This is a genomic window from Thermanaerothrix daxensis (assembly GCF_001306145.1).
In the GTDB taxonomy this organism is placed as follows: Bacteria; Chloroflexota; Anaerolineae; order Anaerolineales; family Anaerolineaceae; genus Thermanaerothrix; species Thermanaerothrix daxensis.
The window spans coordinates 313813-327553 of sequence record NZ_LGKO01000002.1; the positions used below are offsets into that span (position 1 = coordinate 313813).

The 13741-nt window shown below is 56.8% G+C and carries 17 protein-coding genes; 4 read left to right on the top strand and 13 right to left on the bottom strand.

Annotated features, from left to right (window positions below):
* Positions 1-9: 9 nt before the first annotated feature.
* Entirely contained in the window at positions 10-789 is a 780-nt protein-coding gene (fabL, locus tag SE15_RS01555; RefSeq protein ID WP_054520344.1) for an enoyl-[acyl-carrier-protein] reductase FabL, read from the top strand.
* A gap of 3 nt (positions 790-792) precedes the next feature.
* Here fabL and SE15_RS01560 read toward each other — a convergent pair whose 3' ends face one another.
* The 5 genes from SE15_RS01560 to SE15_RS01580 form a co-directional block, all read right to left on the bottom strand.
* On the bottom strand, positions 793-1275 hold the full coding sequence (locus SE15_RS01560; protein WP_054520345.1) for a hypothetical protein: 483 nt from the start codon (positions 1273-1275) through the stop codon (positions 793-795).
* Positions 1268-1819, bottom strand: a complete 552-nt coding sequence (locus SE15_RS01565; RefSeq protein ID WP_054520346.1) for a helix-turn-helix transcriptional regulator — start codon at positions 1817-1819, stop codon at positions 1268-1270. The genes SE15_RS01560 and SE15_RS01565 overlap by 8 nt, the downstream gene beginning before the upstream one ends.
* Before the next feature lie 165 nt (positions 1820-1984).
* On the bottom strand, positions 1985-3274 hold the full coding sequence (locus tag SE15_RS01570; RefSeq protein WP_054520347.1) for an MFS transporter: 1290 nt from the start codon (positions 3272-3274) through the stop codon (positions 1985-1987).
* 88 nt (positions 3275-3362) lie between these two features.
* Positions 3363-3758, bottom strand: coding sequence for an SHOCT-like domain-containing protein (locus SE15_RS01575; RefSeq protein WP_054520348.1), 396 nt, complete (start codon positions 3756-3758; stop codon positions 3363-3365).
* Between the two features lie 12 nt (positions 3759-3770).
* Positions 3771-4172: a DUF2089 domain-containing protein gene (locus SE15_RS01580; protein WP_054520349.1), complete on the bottom strand. Its 402-nt coding sequence runs from the start codon at positions 4170-4172 to the stop codon at positions 3771-3773.
* A 232-nt stretch (positions 4173-4404) separates the two neighbouring features.
* Between SE15_RS01580 and SE15_RS01585 the strand changes: the two genes are divergently transcribed.
* On the top strand, positions 4405-5463 hold the full coding sequence (locus SE15_RS01585; RefSeq protein ID WP_160316640.1) for a GNAT family N-acetyltransferase: 1059 nt from the start codon (positions 4405-4407) through the stop codon (positions 5461-5463).
* A gap of 7 nt (positions 5464-5470) precedes the next feature.
* A complete protein-coding gene (locus SE15_RS01590) occupies positions 5471-6538 on the top strand; it encodes an Mrp/NBP35 family ATP-binding protein (RefSeq protein WP_054520351.1) in 1068 nt (355 codons plus the stop codon).
* Positions 6539-6561: 23 nt separating this feature from the next.
* Here SE15_RS01590 and SE15_RS01595 read toward each other — a convergent pair whose 3' ends face one another.
* Both SE15_RS01595 and SE15_RS01600 read right to left on the bottom strand, forming a co-directional pair.
* Complete coding sequence (locus SE15_RS01595; RefSeq protein WP_054520352.1) at positions 6562-6900, bottom strand: tRNA-binding protein; 339 nt, start codon at positions 6898-6900, stop codon at positions 6562-6564.
* A 24-nt stretch (positions 6901-6924) separates the two neighbouring features.
* A complete protein-coding gene (locus SE15_RS01600) occupies positions 6925-7587 on the bottom strand; it encodes an NUDIX hydrolase (RefSeq protein WP_054520353.1) in 663 nt (220 codons plus the stop codon).
* Positions 7588-7792: 205 nt separating this feature from the next.
* On the opposite strand from SE15_RS01600, the gene SE15_RS01605 reads away from it, so the two are divergent.
* Positions 7793-8722 carry a sugar-binding protein gene (locus SE15_RS01605; RefSeq protein ID WP_054520354.1) on the top strand — a complete coding sequence of 310 codons (930 nt, stop codon included), beginning with the start codon at positions 7793-7795 and terminating at the stop codon, positions 8720-8722.
* Positions 8723-8787: 65 nt separating this feature from the next.
* Here SE15_RS01605 and SE15_RS01610 read toward each other — a convergent pair whose 3' ends face one another.
* The 6 genes from SE15_RS01610 to SE15_RS01635 all read right to left on the bottom strand — a co-directional run bounded on the left by SE15_RS01610 (position 8788) and on the right by SE15_RS01635 (position 13656).
* Entirely contained in the window at positions 8788-9630 is an 843-nt protein-coding gene (locus SE15_RS01610) for a tetratricopeptide repeat protein (RefSeq protein WP_054520355.1), read from the bottom strand.
* A 96-nt stretch (positions 9631-9726) separates the two neighbouring features.
* Positions 9727-10149, bottom strand: a complete 423-nt coding sequence (locus tag SE15_RS01615; protein WP_054520356.1) for a hypothetical protein — start codon at positions 10147-10149, stop codon at positions 9727-9729.
* Between the two features lie 17 nt (positions 10150-10166).
* The gene (locus tag SE15_RS01620; RefSeq protein WP_054520357.1) at positions 10167-10748 is read right to left on the bottom strand and encodes an LURP-one-related/scramblase family protein; all 582 of its coding nucleotides are present in this window, start codon (positions 10746-10748) and stop codon (positions 10167-10169) included.
* Between the two features lie 27 nt (positions 10749-10775).
* Entirely contained in the window at positions 10776-11843 is a 1068-nt protein-coding gene (locus tag SE15_RS01625; protein WP_054520358.1) for a L,D-transpeptidase, read from the bottom strand.
* A gap of 5 nt (positions 11844-11848) precedes the next feature.
* Entirely contained in the window at positions 11849-12874 is a 1026-nt protein-coding gene (locus tag SE15_RS01630) for a L,D-transpeptidase (protein ID WP_054520359.1), read from the bottom strand.
* Entirely contained in the window at positions 12871-13656 is a 786-nt protein-coding gene (locus SE15_RS01635) for an N-acetylmuramoyl-L-alanine amidase family protein (RefSeq protein WP_054520360.1), read from the bottom strand. Before SE15_RS01635 ends, SE15_RS01630 begins: the two co-directional genes overlap by 4 nt.
* Positions 13657-13741 lie beyond the last annotated feature (85 nt).

A 13741-nucleotide genomic window follows, 5' to 3' on the forward strand; every position in this document is an offset into this window, starting at 1 on the left:
TGGCTAGCGATGGTGGTACAAACGCCGTTTGAAGATAAAGTGGTTCTGGTGACCGGGGCTGGACGGGGAATTGGGCGGGCTATTGCCCTTTATTTCGCTGCCCGGGGCGCGGATGTGGTGATCAACTATGTACGCAACCAGGGTCCGGCTGAAGAGGTAGCGGCCCAGGTGGAGGCTCTGGGACGGCGAGCACTGCTCGTCCGGGCTAATGTGGGATACCTGGAAGAGATTGAAAAACTTTTTACCCGCATTGCCGAGACCTTTGGTGGTCTGGATATTTTTATAAGTAATGCTGCTACCGGCTTCAATCGGCCTGCCTTGCAGCAGAAGGTAAGCGGTTGGGACTACACAATGAATGTCAACGCCCGTGCCTTTCTTTTTGCGGCGCAGCAGGCGGTGCCCCTGATGGAAAAGCGCGGAGGCGGTCATATGGTGGCCATCACCAGCCCGGGGTCTCAGCGCGTTTTGCCGGATTACGTTGCCGTAGGCGCGAGCAAGGCTGCTTTGGAAGCCCTCACACGCTACCTGGCTGTGGAACTGGCACCCAAAAATATTATTGTCAATGCCGTGGCTCCCGGAATTGTGCTGACAGATGCACTTAAGCATTTTTCGGCGCTCAGCGACCCGCGTGTGATCGAGCGCGCCATTGCCAATACCCCTGCCGGGCGTCTGGTGACACCCGAGGATGTGGCCGGAGTGGTGGGTTTTCTTTGTTCGCCAGAGGCGGCGATGATCCGCGGTCAGGTGATCACGGTGGATGGGGGGTACACCCTGATCACGCCTGCCTGAGGGTTAAAACTGCAAACCGAAGAGACGCAACCACGGGCGCCCATGGGCAAAGAAGGGCCATGGGATGGCTGCCAGGGTGAGGAGTAGTGCCAACCCAAATCCCAATGCAGCACGGCGGTGTTTCTGGAGCGACGTGGGCGCTTTTCGACTCAGAGTGCGTCCCATGTGGGCAATGCCGAGTGCAACCAACATAAGAAAAATGTGCTCTAAGGCAAAGAAGCGGAGGGCGGGTTCGCGCATGGCGGCACCAAAATCACCGAGTAGTACCCCGCCCCAGCCGCGGGTCAGGTATAAGATCAGCCCAAGCAGAATCTGCACATCAAATGCAATTGTAAAGAGCGCCCCGATGCGGGCATCGGCGGGGGTGAAATCGGTTTGCTTCACCCAGCCGCGGGCAGCGCGTATTAACGCCACCCCTCCCAAAAGCAACACGACCCAGCGGGTCAGGTTGTGCAGGGTGAGTAGAACCAGATTGAAACTAGCCATGGGATTCCTCCGTGAGACAAAATTGGGTGGATAGGCGTTCCAGTAGATGTTCTAACCATTGTGCCTCAGCAGCCAGATGGTAGCGTTGATGCTCCAAGGCCAATGCCGCTGTGCCTGGATGCACAGGGGCATTTTGCAACGCCCGTTGCCTGGCCCTTACCTGTTCCAGGCGACTTTGGAGCAGAGAGCGCGCCTCATCCGGTGAGAGAACATCTAGAAAACTTAAGCCCACATCACCAGCAAAGTAAACGGGCTGGTGGGTGCTCAGGTTTTTTCGCAACAGATGCCAAAAGGCTATCTCGCCTTCCGGCGTCAGGTGGTAAATGCGTCGCTGGGGGCCGCGGCTTCTTTGATCTTCATCCCAAGTAACCCAGCCCCGATGTGTCATTTTGTTTAGTAAATAGTATGCAGTGGGCTTCTTCAACGCGGTGCAGGCTTCCCAATTGTGGGCGATCCAGGTGTTCAGCGCATAACCATGCATTGGCCCATGGCGCAGGATCCCGAGTAAGAGCAATTCATGGGCTTCATCTTCAGGCAGGGGCATGCAAGATCCTCTCACTTTTATTGGATTAGTCAAAATTGACTATTGGAATTGTACAAGAACGAAAAAGTATGTACCAGTATGATTCCGGCCTCACCCCGGATGAATGCGGGGTCATCCGGGGTGAGGAATGGAGATACAGGGATGCGGTAATTGGTGTGTAGGGGCTCAAGCCGAGGAGTCGGCTGAGACCATGTGGGGAGTGGACTGTGTTTCCAGGTTGGCGGTGAGCGGCCAGCTCAGGGCAATGATACTCATCAGGACACATCCCGCGCCGCCAATAATGTACCAGGTCTGTAATCCCAACCACTCGGCGACTGGCCCGGCAATAAGCATTCCCACCGGGGTCATGGCGGCGGCCAGGCTATGGATCACGGTGAAGACGCGTCCTTGTATCTCCGGGGCTACCCGCGATTGCACCAGAGCGAAGAGAGGCCCATTCGTTATTGGATTTGCCACACCCAACCCAAACATCAGTCCCAGGGCGAGAGGGTAAGCCGAGGAGGGTAATAGCCCCATACCGATAGCGCTGGTTCCCAGGAGGAATAGGCCACTCATGGAAGTCCACAATTTGCGTCGGAAACCGCCCCAGATGCTTAAAATCACCCCTCCCAGGACTACACCGATCCCGTAACCTGACTCTAGCCATCCCAGATGGAGGGCCCCTCCGTGGAAGTGGCGGGTCACCAGCAGGGGTAAGAGGGCAAAGGCAGGGTTAAGCAAGAAGTTAATCAGCGTGGCCATGAGCAGGATGGCCAGCATACCCGGCCAGCCCACCAGATAACGTAGCCCCTCATGCACATCTTGGAAAACTACCCGGGGGGTTAGTGTTGTCTGCGTATCGGTGCGCTTGGGCTGAGGAATTTGAACCAGTCCAAGCAGGCCCACTGCAATGAGGGCGGTGACAATATCAATGGCAAGGACGCTTTGGAGCGGAAGCACGTCTAAAAGGAGTGCCCCAACTGGTGGTGCTGCGATGTTGATCAAGCCATTGAGGGCTTGGTTGGCGCCTGCCACACGTGCAAGGTGGCGTTCGGGCACCAGCAAGGTAGTGGAAGCCTGCAGAGCGGGCCAGTGGAACGCGCCTCCCAGACTGCGCAGGAAGAGGATGAGATAAACGTGCCAGGGCTGTGCCAGGCCTAGCGCGAAAAGAAGCACCAGCCCCAGCGTAGCCAGCGCGATCCCGCTGTCGGACAGCATCATCACCCGGCGGCGATTCCAGCGATCTACCAGCGCACCTGCAAATGGACCCAGGACGACCTGAGGCAGAAACCCAACCAGGGAGGCGGTTGCCAACACCACTGCCGAGCCCGTTGTTTGAGTCAGCCACCAGATGAGGGAAAAGTGGACCAGTCCACTGCCAAAAAGGGAGAAAACCTGTCCGATCCAGATGGGAGCAAAGCGACGCAACCAGCGGGGATCTTCTGCAGGGGTAAGCGGTGGGGGAGTGGGATTCATAGGAGACCTCGAAAAGGCAAAAAAATCCTCTCCCAGGCTCACAATGAGCCGGGCGTTTGTCGGAGAAGCGGATAAGGAAGATCAGGCGCTACTCGATAAATACTTCGACGTGTTCGCCGTCTTCTTCGTCAAAAACATCCACCAGGGTGCCGGTCTCACCGGAGCGAATGAAGTCCATCAGGCGGTTTACGTCTAACCCCTCGACCTCTGGGGTGAAGCGCATGCCCATTTTGATGCCGGCAGAGACCAGGTTCAGGGGCAGGCGGATGTTGGCGCGCACTTTTCCGGTATCGGTATCGGTGATGCGCACGCGCAACCAACGTCCGCTCCCGCCTGGCGGGGAGGTGGGTGGCGGTGGTGGGGGCGGTGTCTTAGGGCCGGGAGCAGCCTCCAGCGCTTCCAATAAACGGGCCGCTTCCTCAGCCGTTATCTTGCCCTCTTGCAGCATTTCTAAAACTTTTAGCCGTTCTTCCCGCGAGATCATACAAATCTGCTCCTAAGTTGTTTCTTCACGTTTGCCCAACAGGCGGCGGCGCGCCTCCTCGGGTGTGATGAGCCCCTGGGCCAGTTCATCCAGGATGCGCAGGCGCTCTTCGCTTCCGGGGCGGGGTGGGGGCTCCTCGCGCCCGGGCTCAAAGCCCAGGGCTCGAATGACTTCGTTGAGGCGATTGCGCAGAGTGGGATAAGAAAGGTTGAGCTCTTCCTCCATGCGCGTGAAGCGTCCCTCACAGCGGATGAACGTAAGCAGAAATTGAATCTGCTCTGGGGTTAATGCAGCAAAGGGATTGCTGGTGGGGTAAAAGCTTCCCTCAATGGTGGTTTGACAATTGGGACAATGTAAGCGGGTGACGACCAACTCGCTGCGACAGACCGGGCAGCGTTCCAAAGTGGGGTTCATAATGCGCTCCTGCGGACGCACATCCGAGCCATGGTGGCCAGGATGATCAGTCTATCTTGTAACTATATTGTAATAAAACTTTTAATTTTGTCAAGTGGTTGTTTAATAAATCAAAAGTACAATTAAGAAATATTGAAATGTCTGGCGTTGTAGAGTCGTGTAGGGCAGGTATGACAAAAAGTGCTTTGCCTCTGACTTGTGGAGTATAATGCGCAAGGTTGAGGTATTGGCGATGAAGTGGATATTGCACACACAATTTCCCGAATATCTTAAAGATGCCTGGAACACGCTTCTGGAAGAAGCGATCACCAATGTGCCGTTTCTGCGCTATGAATATCTGGCTGCCTGGTGGGAGACGCGGGGAGGGGGCGAATGGCCACGGGCGCAACTGGCGTTGGTAACCGCCCACGAGCAGGAGCGTTTGATTGGGGTGGCCCCTCTGTTTTTTGTCCCCGAGCCTCAGGGACGCCCGACTTTGCTATTTTTAGGCAGTGTCGAGATCTCAGATTATCTGGATTTCATTGTGCGGCCAGCCGATTTAGAGCGCTTTGTGGATGGACTCTGGGTTTTCTTGACGCAGGAATTGCCCTTTGAGTGGCAAGCCCTGGATCTTTACAACCTCATTGAAACTTCGCCCACCCTTTCGGTTTTGAATACGTGGAGCCCACAACATCATTTGACCCTGCAAGTCGAGCGCCTGCAGCCTTCGCCTTATATTCCCTTGCCAGGAGACTGGGAGGCTTACCTGGCCAGCCTGGATAAAAAGCAGCGTCACGAGATTCGTCGGAAGCTGCGCCGTGCCGAAGGACATACTTCGATGGTGTGCTGGTACTGTGCCGGGGAGAACGTGGAAGCGGAAGTAGAGGCTTTCCTGGACCTGATGGCACAGGATGAGGACAAGGCGGCTTTTCTAACTCCTGTGATGCGCCAGACGCTGCGCCGAATTGCGCTGGCCGCGGCGGCTCATGGCTACTTGCAACTGGCTTTCTTGGAGATTGGAAAAGAGAAGGCTGCCGCCTATTTCAATTTTGATTACCACGGTCGCGTTTACGTCTATAATACCGGTTTTAATCGTCGCTTCAACGATCTTTCTCCCGGTTGGGTGCTCCTCTCCTACCTCTTGCAATGGGCAAATCAGAACGGACGGAAAGAATTTGATTTTATGCGCGGGGACGAGGCGTACAAATATCGCTTTGGGGCCATTAATCGGTATGTGGTGCGGGTAACTTTGTTGCGCCAGCCCGCTTCTGCCAGCGCCCTTGGTGCGGCTTCTACCTCTGTCCAGGAGTGATACCGGAATGCTGAATGAAACCATTTTGCGCGAGGTTCTACGCCAGGTTATTGACCCTGAACTGGATCGCAATATTGTGGATTTGGGTATGGTGCGTGATTTAACCTGGGAGGCAGCCAGTGGGCGGGTGCGCTTTACCCTGGCCTTAACTACGGCAGCATGCCCACTGCGTCACCGCCTGGCCGATGAAGCACGCACAGCCCTTCTGCGCCTGCCGGGGGTTAGCGAGGTGGAGGTGGTGCTGGGGGTAATGAGTGACGAAGAGCGGCAGGCGATGTTGGGAGGATCTCATGCCCAGGCACCGAAACTGGCCGGATTCAACCGCATCGGTCAGGTGATTGCAGTGGTGAGTGGTAAAGGGGGCGTGGGCAAGTCGTCGCTGACAGCCCTGTTGGCCGTTGCTCTCGGCCGCCAGGGGCAGAAAGTGGGTGTGTTGGATGCCGATATTACCGGTCCAAGCATTCCTAAGTTATTCGGACTGCCTGCGGGTGGGCTGCGCGGCAATGAGGCGGGGATTCTGCCTGCCATCACCCGCACCGGGATTCGCGTGGTCTCTGCCAACCTGATGCTTCCCGAGGAGGATGCAGCCGTTGCCTGGCGAGGGCCGCTCATCACCGGTTTGATTCAGCAATTCTGGGGGCAGGTCCTGTGGGGTAAACTGGATACCCTGTTGGTGGACCTTCCCCCCGGGACTTCTGACCCGTTATTAACGGTAGTGCGTCAAATGCCGCTAAGAGGGGCCGTGCTGGTCACTTCTCCTCAGCAATTGGCGGCACTGGTGGTGCGTAAGGCGGTCAATTTACTGAAGACCCTGAACGTCCCCGTATTGGGTGTGGTTGAGAATCTGGCGTATTATCCCTGTCCCCAGAGCGGAGAACACCATGAGGTGTTCGGGCCCAGCCATGCCTACGAGGTAGCAGTGGCGGCGGGGTGTGACCTGCTGGTACGTCTGCCAATTGATCCTTCCCTGACCCAATTGGGAGATGCAGGGCGGATCGAAGAGGCCGAATTGCCCGAACTGGCGCCTCTGGTCGCGCGATTATTGGGAGTTGTCACCCAGCGCGCACAGGCGTGAGATTTAGGGAAGTGTCATCATATTCAACCGATTGGCCAGCCGAGGGGGACGGGTTGGTCGGGTTGTAGCAAGACCACATCGTTGTCGGGGCCCATGGCACCCAGGACGAGCACCTCGGAGACGAAATCAGCAATTTGGCGTGGGGGGAAGTTGACCACGGCAACCACGAGGCGCCCCTCCAGGTCTTCTTTGCGGTAGCGCCGGGTCAGTTGGGCGCTGGAGGTCTTGATCCCCAGCGGTCCAAAGTCTATCCACAACTTATAAGCGGGTTTACGGGCTTTGGGGTGGTCCTCTACGCGGATAACTTTCCCGATACGCATGTCCACTTTGGCGAAATCATCGTAGGTGATTGAGGGGCTCATTGCATATCTCCGTAGGGGTGGCATTTAGGGAAATAAGCGGCGTGCTTTGATCTCGGCGATTGCATCCGGGCGGTAGCGGTAGAGGCGTGCAGGGCGCCCTTCGCCACTGCGCACATGTGGTGTGGGTTCAATCACGCCCGCCTGGAGCAGTCGGCGACGGAAGTTCCGTTTATCCAGGCGCTCCCCCAGGATGAGTTCGTAGGTGTGCTGTATCTCGCTGAGAGTGAATAATTCGGGCAGTAATTCGAATCCCACGGCGGTATATTCCAGTTTGTAGCGCAAGCGGCGCAGGGCATAGGCCAGGATGCTGGCATGATCCAGGATGAGCGGGGGCAAGCGGGTGAGGGGGAACCAGGCGCCAGTTGGGGTGGTGGGAGCAAGGCGGGCAATTGCGTCCATGGCAATCAGAGCAAAGTAGGCTACCGAAATCAGACAATCATGAGGATGTCGGTCGGGCTCACCGTAGGTGTATAGTTGCTCTAAATAGGCTTCGCGCAGTCCCAAGCAGGTTTCCAGGCATTGGTAAGCGGTTTGCTCCAGCGAGCACCCGCCCTCGAACGGTTTTGCGGGTAGCGCCCACTGGCCCTCTGCATGCGCTTCATGACAGGGTTGCAGCCAGACTTGTAGAGCCTCATCTTTGAGGGTGAAGATGACCAGCAGGACTTCTAGATTGATGGTATGGCTCATTTGTTTGTAACCTTGCTTACCGCCTCAGGTTAGGCACCGGCATCTTATGATATTATATATTTGGAGCCTGAAGCGCGGCTTGGGACATGTGATTTGTAGGGGTTTGCCGTGGTGAGGGGGAACTTCGATGGCAAGTGCAGCGTCTATTACCCAGGCCACCTGATTGGGCTTATGCAGTGGAATTCCGAGTGAGGAGGAGAAACCGATGAACCGCAAGCGTTCCCTCTATGTGGGTTTTATCATCATTGGGTTGGTGGCATTGGCGTGTAATCTGCCCGTAGGCGGAGGGGGACCCACCGCTGTACCCACCCCCAATGCAACTTTGACCGCCCTGTTTGCACTGCTGACGCCTCAGGCCACTACGCCCCCGCCGGTGATCGCCAGTCCCACATTACCGCCCCCCACAGCCGTTCCGCCCACCCCGACGACCGCGGCGGCCTCACCCACAGCAGTGCTGCCCACACCTACTCTGACTGCCACACCCCTTTTGCGCACCGGGGGCAGTTTTAAGGCCGTCTATTTCAGCCAGCCCCCCAAACTGGATGGCATTTGGGATGAGTGGCCGGGCAGTGCATATTCCTGCGAAAACGTGGTCTTTGGCGCCAAAGAACGCAAGAATCGAGAGGACCTCGGGTGTTCATTCCGTGTGGGTTGGGATGGCAATTACCTCTACGTGGCTTATAAGATTTATGATGATGTCTACGTGCAGAATGCCAGTGGCGCGGATCTTTATAAGGGGGACAGTGTGGAGATCCTTTTCGATGCCGATCTTTATGGCGACTGGGGTTCACAGGTGCTCAGCGGGGATGATTACCAATTGGGCATCTCGTTGGGTCGTCCTGACCCGGAAGGCGCCAAGGATGTCTATCTGTGGTTCCCGCGCAGTAAAGCCGGTGCACGGGATGATGTGAAGGTAGCCGTGGCCGCCCAGGATGGCCTTTATCGCGTTGAGGTGGCGGTACCGTGGAGCCTGTTTGGCATCAAGCCGGCTTCAGGACAGCAGTACGGGTTTGCCGTTTCTGTATCGGATAATGATAAGCCGGGGGAAAACGTCCAGCAAAGTATGGTCTCCAGCGCGCCGTTCCGCCGCCTGACCGATCCAACCACCTGGGGCATTCTGACCCTGACGCGCTAAGTAAGTAAAAAAGGGCAACGGGGGCCTGGGTGCCTCCCGTTGCCCTTGACACTCCTCTCTGACTTTCAGAACAGGATCAGCGCCAGTTCATTGCGGTACTGGCGGGTGAGCGGGTTTTCTTCACCCAGGATTTCCAACAGGCTTAAAACGACCTGGCGCGCCTGATCGTCGCGGTAGCGCTTGTCCTGGCGCAAGATATCCAACAGACCATCCAGCGCAGCCAGGATGTTGCCTCGGCTGGCAAGGCGAATGGCATTCCAGTAGGCAGCGGCCAATTCGTCCTCTTCCTCATCTACACGGTGCTGGCGTAGTTCGACCAGGGCATGGGCGTAGGGCTTGAGTAGCATTGCCCGAGTAAACTCGCGGCTGGCGGGGAATGCCTCCAGGATGGCCAGGGCCTCATAGCCTTTACCCTGTGCCAGCAGAGACTTGACCAATCCCAGCAGCGCGCGCGGATCTTCGCCTTCTTCCCCCAGCACCTCACGGAAGAGGGTCTCAGCCTCTGCCCATTCGCCATCTGTCAGCAGGCTTTCAGCCTTCTCCAGTTTCAGCGCAGTAGGGCTGGGGGGTTGCAGGCGTTCCAGAAACTCGCGCAGGCGGGCTTCAGGGATGGCACCAACGAATTCTGCTACCACCTGACCATTGACAAAAGCCTTTACTGTGGGAAGGCTGCGCACTCCGTATCGCAGAGCAAGGTTGGGGTTTTCATCTACATTCACCCGTGCCAGACGAAAGCGTCCTTGTGCTTCACCCGCTAAACGCACCAATAGGGCTCCCAGGTCGCGGCAAGGCCGGCACCACGCGGCCCAGAAGTCCACCACGACCGGAATATTCTGCGAGTAAGCCAGTACCTCGTATTCAAAATCGGCTTCACTTACATCGACAATGTAATCCGGGCTCATCATCATTAACTCCTCATCACCCAGTGACTCAAACGCATCGTCGTTTTTACTGTATTGTACCCGTGCTTTGTTAATTTTTTGTCGGAACGCGGGGGTGTAGTCTCACTCTTCGTCTTCATCACTGACCACCCCCGGTTGCTCTACGCGGAGTACCTCCCCGTGCAGGTTAATCACGACCCGAAAGCCCATCATACCCAGGTAGGCACGTCCTTCTTCGGGTATACCGGTTTGCAAGAGTTGTTCAAATTGTTTATCCAGGTTGCGCAGTTGTGTGTAAATTATGGCGCGGGAGAAGGGATCTTCCTGCCCCAGCATTTTGGCGGTTTGTTCACTCAATAGGTCTTCGTGCCCTTCAATCTGCTGGCGCATGATTTCTAAGACCTGGCGATCAACCTGCTCAGAAGGAATGTGGCGTCGAAATCCCCGGTCATTGACCACATAGCAGGGTTCATCGCCCACGTAAGCCACTTCAACGGGTTGTTCATTCTCATCTACGACTAAACCAGCAAACAGAGGTTGGCGCATTGCGAATCTCCTCACACCTAACTGCTTTGTTTACCTTTGATGATGGCGAAAAGGATGGCGGCAGCCAGCCCCAGGCGGCGATCCAATTGTCGGTTGGGGTCTGCTGAAAAGTCAATTTCCATTTCATAACGGAACAGGTGAAAACGCTGACGAAAGTCGGCCACTTTTACGGTGCCGAGAGTGGCCTCGTAGTGCTGGGGCAGCCATGCTCCCAGCAGAAAGCGGCGCAACAGAGCGCGTCCCAATGTGTCTTCCTGAATGAGGCCGATCGGTGTGTCATCTGCGGAGAGAATCTGCCACTCATCACGTGCCAGGGATTGCCATCCGCGGCGACGTAGTGCTCCTACCTTGTGACCGCTGAGGCTATCTACCACGTCATAGGCGGCTGAGAAATCCAGGACTTGCCGGGCACGAATTTGCAAGATTTCCTGGCTCATTTCTTCATCCCGATAGACGCGGATATCCTTTTTCAGGCGGAACATGCGCTGGCGGGAATAAAGCAACATTTCGCCCTGGGGATTGTAAATCCGCACAATTCCTGTCAGGGCCAGAATCTGACGTTTGAGGCGGTATTGAGAGTAACCGAAAAGCGGATTCATGCGGGCTCCTTGATTTTGTCTCTACTGTTATTCTACAACGATCACGAGGGTTCCGGTATCAGCAACAAAATAGGGGAAGTCTAACGGCACAGTGGGATGGGTCCAGCGGTAGATCCACAGGGCATCTTGTGGGCTCAGGTTGATGCAACCGTGGCTGCGCGGGCGCCCGAAATCGTTGTGCCAGTAGGTGCCGTGGAAGGAAATGCCGTTGTCCATCAGATAACTGACCCAGGGCACGCCGGGTAAATCATAGGAATTAGGGGCTGCGCGATCACCCGCTGCCATATGCCGCGAAGGGCGCTTTCGGTGAGTCTGGTAGCGACCTGGCGGGGTGCGGTAATCGCCATCATGGAAGCGCGCCCCGGTTGCAGCACGCGCAGCAAACACAGGGCGTTCTCCTTCCCAGGCAATTACCACCTGATCTGCCAGGCGGACCTCAATGCGTTTTTGCTCTGCTGGGACCTGAGGTGAAAGCGGTGCTACGGCTTCAGGCGATACGGCGCGCAGGTGAGGGGCTCGCACGAAATAAGATACGGGCCATTTGTCGTCGGCAATGCGGTACCACCATTGCCCTTTGTCATCCTGCAGTACCTGGGTGACCCAAAATGTGCAGCCGTAGTAAAGGCGGTAGGCCAGACTCCAGGTCAGGCGAGGATTCCACAGAGCATCGGTATAGGGAACGCTGACCTCAAACAGGCGCCCCTGAGGGGGGATCTCCGTTTCTACGGGCTGGGGCATTAACGCCACGGGCTGGACTTCTCCTGAATGCACGTAGGCTTCGTCATTAAGCAGGTACCAGATGCGATTGTGGCTGGAGGTATCATCTCCCAGGGTAACGCCCGTGATGGGAAGGACCAAGTCGCGCCAGTAGGTTTTGCGGATGTTGCCGGAGAATGAAGGTCGGTCAAACCCCTCGGTTTTTGGGGGGATGATGCGGCCAAGGGAAAGGTTGAAATCCTGGGGGGCGAAGACCTTTCCCGGATGGGCTGGCAAGCGCCACCAGGGCCAACTCACCAGTGCCAGCAGCCCTCCTGCGCACCAACGCAGGAATTCGCGACGTGTGAGTGGAGGCAAGTCGAGGCCGGGCATGAACATAGCAGTTAATCATGAATGTTGACCAGTGTACCCACTGAGGCCCAGTTAAACAACCAGGCGGCGTCCTCGGTGCGCAGATTGATGCAGCCGTGGCTCATGGGCGTGCCAAAATTGTTGTGCCAGTAGGTGCCGTGCAAACCATAGCCCTTGTAAAAGTACATCACGTAGGGCACGTCGGGGAGGTAGTAACCCGGACCGCGCATATCGGCGTAGCGGTATTTGACGTAGATCCGATATTGCCCGGTCACTGTTGGGTAGCGCCAGGTGCCGGTGGAGACCAGGAATTGGTTCACCAGCGTTTGCCCCTCATAAGCGTAAACCATTTGCTCACTGAGGTCCACATCAATCCAGCGCTCGTCACCCTCCACCTCGGGCCAGGTAAAGACATCTGCGCGAGGTGGCGTGGTGGGAGTGTGGGTTGGAAGGGGAGTGGGCGTCTCAGTCGGTGAGGGTGTCGGGCTGGGGGTGAGGGTGGGTTTGAGCAGAGCATTCGCCGGGCGCGCCAATGAGGGACTACGGGCAAAGGCAATCTGCCATTCGGGTACCAGGAACCAGGCCGTTAGAGCCAGCCCTGCCATCAGGGAAAGCAAAATCGGCACCCAAAGCCAGGCGTGGAGCTGTGTAGTACGGCGGGCCGAAGCCGTTGTTGTGATGGATGAGGCCGTGGTCGTGGGGCGAGGCTGGCGGATTGGTACAGGCTGGGTCTGGGCTAATGCCTCAGCCCTTTGTAGGTCAAGCGCGTGTGGTGCTTTGGGAGCGGCCTGGCTCTGGCGCAAACGGCGCACAGCCCAGTGCATCCCGCGGCGGGCAGCGCGGCTCTGGGGATTGATGGCTAAAGCACGTTCCAGGTAGGCGATGCTCTGACGGGGTTCCGCTAGAGCCGCCAAAACCAACCATGGGGTTTCCTGATCAGGGTGCTCCCGAGTTGCGGCTTCGGCCAGGTGCCGCGCTTCATCAAGACGCCCTTGTTGCAGTGCCTGGCGGATGTGGCTCAACCAATTGGGGGGGAGACCCTGTACGACTGAGGTCATGGTGCGTTTTCGCTTTGGCCAATAGGTTCATTACGCAAGAAGCACACAATGCCGTCGGCCACCCCTTGTGCGACGCGATCCGGTTCTTCGGTGAGAATACGGCGGTCTAAGTTTAGAAAGCCGGTTTCAATGATGGCAGCTGTGGTTTCACTATTGATCTCGCTAAATGTGTGGTATTCGGTCATGTCGCGGGTAATGGTGTTGGGGTGATAGCGCAGTCCGGTGGCTTTCGCATAACGATCTACCAGGCAGGCGGTAAGACGTTCGGCTTTTTCGGGGAAGCGGCTGGAGGAGGCGGCGGCGACTTTGAAGCCAGTAGCCTCGTCGTTGATAAAATTGCACGAGTCATTATGAATGGAAACCAGGACCTGTGCCTGATAACCCGCCAAACGTTCATCAAATTCGTTCAGTAAATCCACCTGGTAGCCCAGCGCAAGCAGGCGCTGTTGCACTCGCAGGGCAATTTCCAGGTTGACCTGGGCTTCGGTGAGGCCGTCCGGGCAAACCGCCCCCGAGTCGTTACCGGCATGCCCTGCGACAATGCCCACCCGTGGCATGGGACGGGGCGTGGGAGTTGGGTAAGTGAGTGCCGGATTGGACTGAAGCGCTCGAAACATGGCTTCTAGTGAGCGATTGGAAAACAGACTGGTAGGTGTGAACAGCGTCAGCAGGGTGGCCATGATCAGGCCCACGCTGATCACGGTCCAGATCATTGAAAGCGGAGCGGGCAACGGGGAAGGCGTAGAGGTTTCGGGGGTCTCGTCAAATGCGTTCTCATCCATAGAGAGCCAAGTGCCTTATCCAGAGTTAAAAAGATTATATCCGTAAAAGGGGCATTTTATCTCCTGATTGGAGAAGGAAGTTCAT

What these genes read in the sequence shown, in the direction of transcription:
- SE15_RS01600 (WP_054520353.1), bottom strand. Translation starts at nt 7,587, where the DNA reads ATGAGCCATACCATCAATCTAGAAGTCCTGCTGGTCATCTTCACCCTC.
- SE15_RS01585 (WP_160316640.1), top strand. Translation starts at nt 4,405, where the DNA reads ATGAAGTGGATATTGCACACACAATTTCCCGAATATCTTAAAGATGCC.
- SE15_RS01590 (WP_054520351.1), top strand. Translation starts at nt 5,471, where the DNA reads ATGCTGAATGAAACCATTTTGCGCGAGGTTCTACGCCAGGTTATTGAC.
- SE15_RS01635 (WP_054520360.1), bottom strand. Translation starts at nt 13,656, where the DNA reads ATGGATGAGAACGCATTTGACGAGACCCCCGAAACCTCTACGCCTTCC.
- SE15_RS01615 (WP_054520356.1), bottom strand. Translation starts at nt 10,149, where the DNA reads ATGCGCCAACCTCTGTTTGCTGGTTTAGTCGTAGATGAGAATGAACAA.
- SE15_RS01605 (WP_054520354.1), top strand. Translation starts at nt 7,793, where the DNA reads ATGAACCGCAAGCGTTCCCTCTATGTGGGTTTTATCATCATTGGGTTG.
- SE15_RS01565 (WP_054520346.1), bottom strand. Translation starts at nt 1,819, where the DNA reads ATGCCCCTGCCTGAAGATGAAGCCCATGAATTGCTCTTACTCGGGATC.
- fabL (WP_054520344.1), top strand. Translation starts at nt 10, where the DNA reads ATGGTGGTACAAACGCCGTTTGAAGATAAAGTGGTTCTGGTGACCGGG.
- SE15_RS01595 (WP_054520352.1), bottom strand. Translation starts at nt 6,900, where the DNA reads ATGAGCCCCTCAATCACCTACGATGATTTCGCCAAAGTGGACATGCGT.
- SE15_RS01630 (WP_054520359.1), bottom strand. Translation starts at nt 12,874, where the DNA reads ATGACCTCAGTCGTACAGGGTCTCCCCCCCAATTGGTTGAGCCACATC.
- SE15_RS01620 (WP_054520357.1), bottom strand. Translation starts at nt 10,748, where the DNA reads ATGAATCCGCTTTTCGGTTACTCTCAATACCGCCTCAAACGTCAGATT.
- SE15_RS01570 (WP_054520347.1), bottom strand. Translation starts at nt 3,274, where the DNA reads ATGAATCCCACTCCCCCACCGCTTACCCCTGCAGAAGATCCCCGCTGG.
- SE15_RS01575 (WP_054520348.1), bottom strand. Translation starts at nt 3,758, where the DNA reads ATGATCTCGCGGGAAGAACGGCTAAAAGTTTTAGAAATGCTGCAAGAG.
- SE15_RS01560 (WP_054520345.1), bottom strand. Translation starts at nt 1,275, where the DNA reads ATGGCTAGTTTCAATCTGGTTCTACTCACCCTGCACAACCTGACCCGC.
- SE15_RS01580 (WP_054520349.1), bottom strand. Translation starts at nt 4,172, where the DNA reads ATGAACCCCACTTTGGAACGCTGCCCGGTCTGTCGCAGCGAGTTGGTC.
- SE15_RS01625 (WP_054520358.1), bottom strand. Translation starts at nt 11,843, where the DNA reads ATGTTCATGCCCGGCCTCGACTTGCCTCCACTCACACGTCGCGAATTC.
- SE15_RS01610 (WP_054520355.1), bottom strand. Translation starts at nt 9,630, where the DNA reads ATGATGATGAGCCCGGATTACATTGTCGATGTAAGTGAAGCCGATTTT.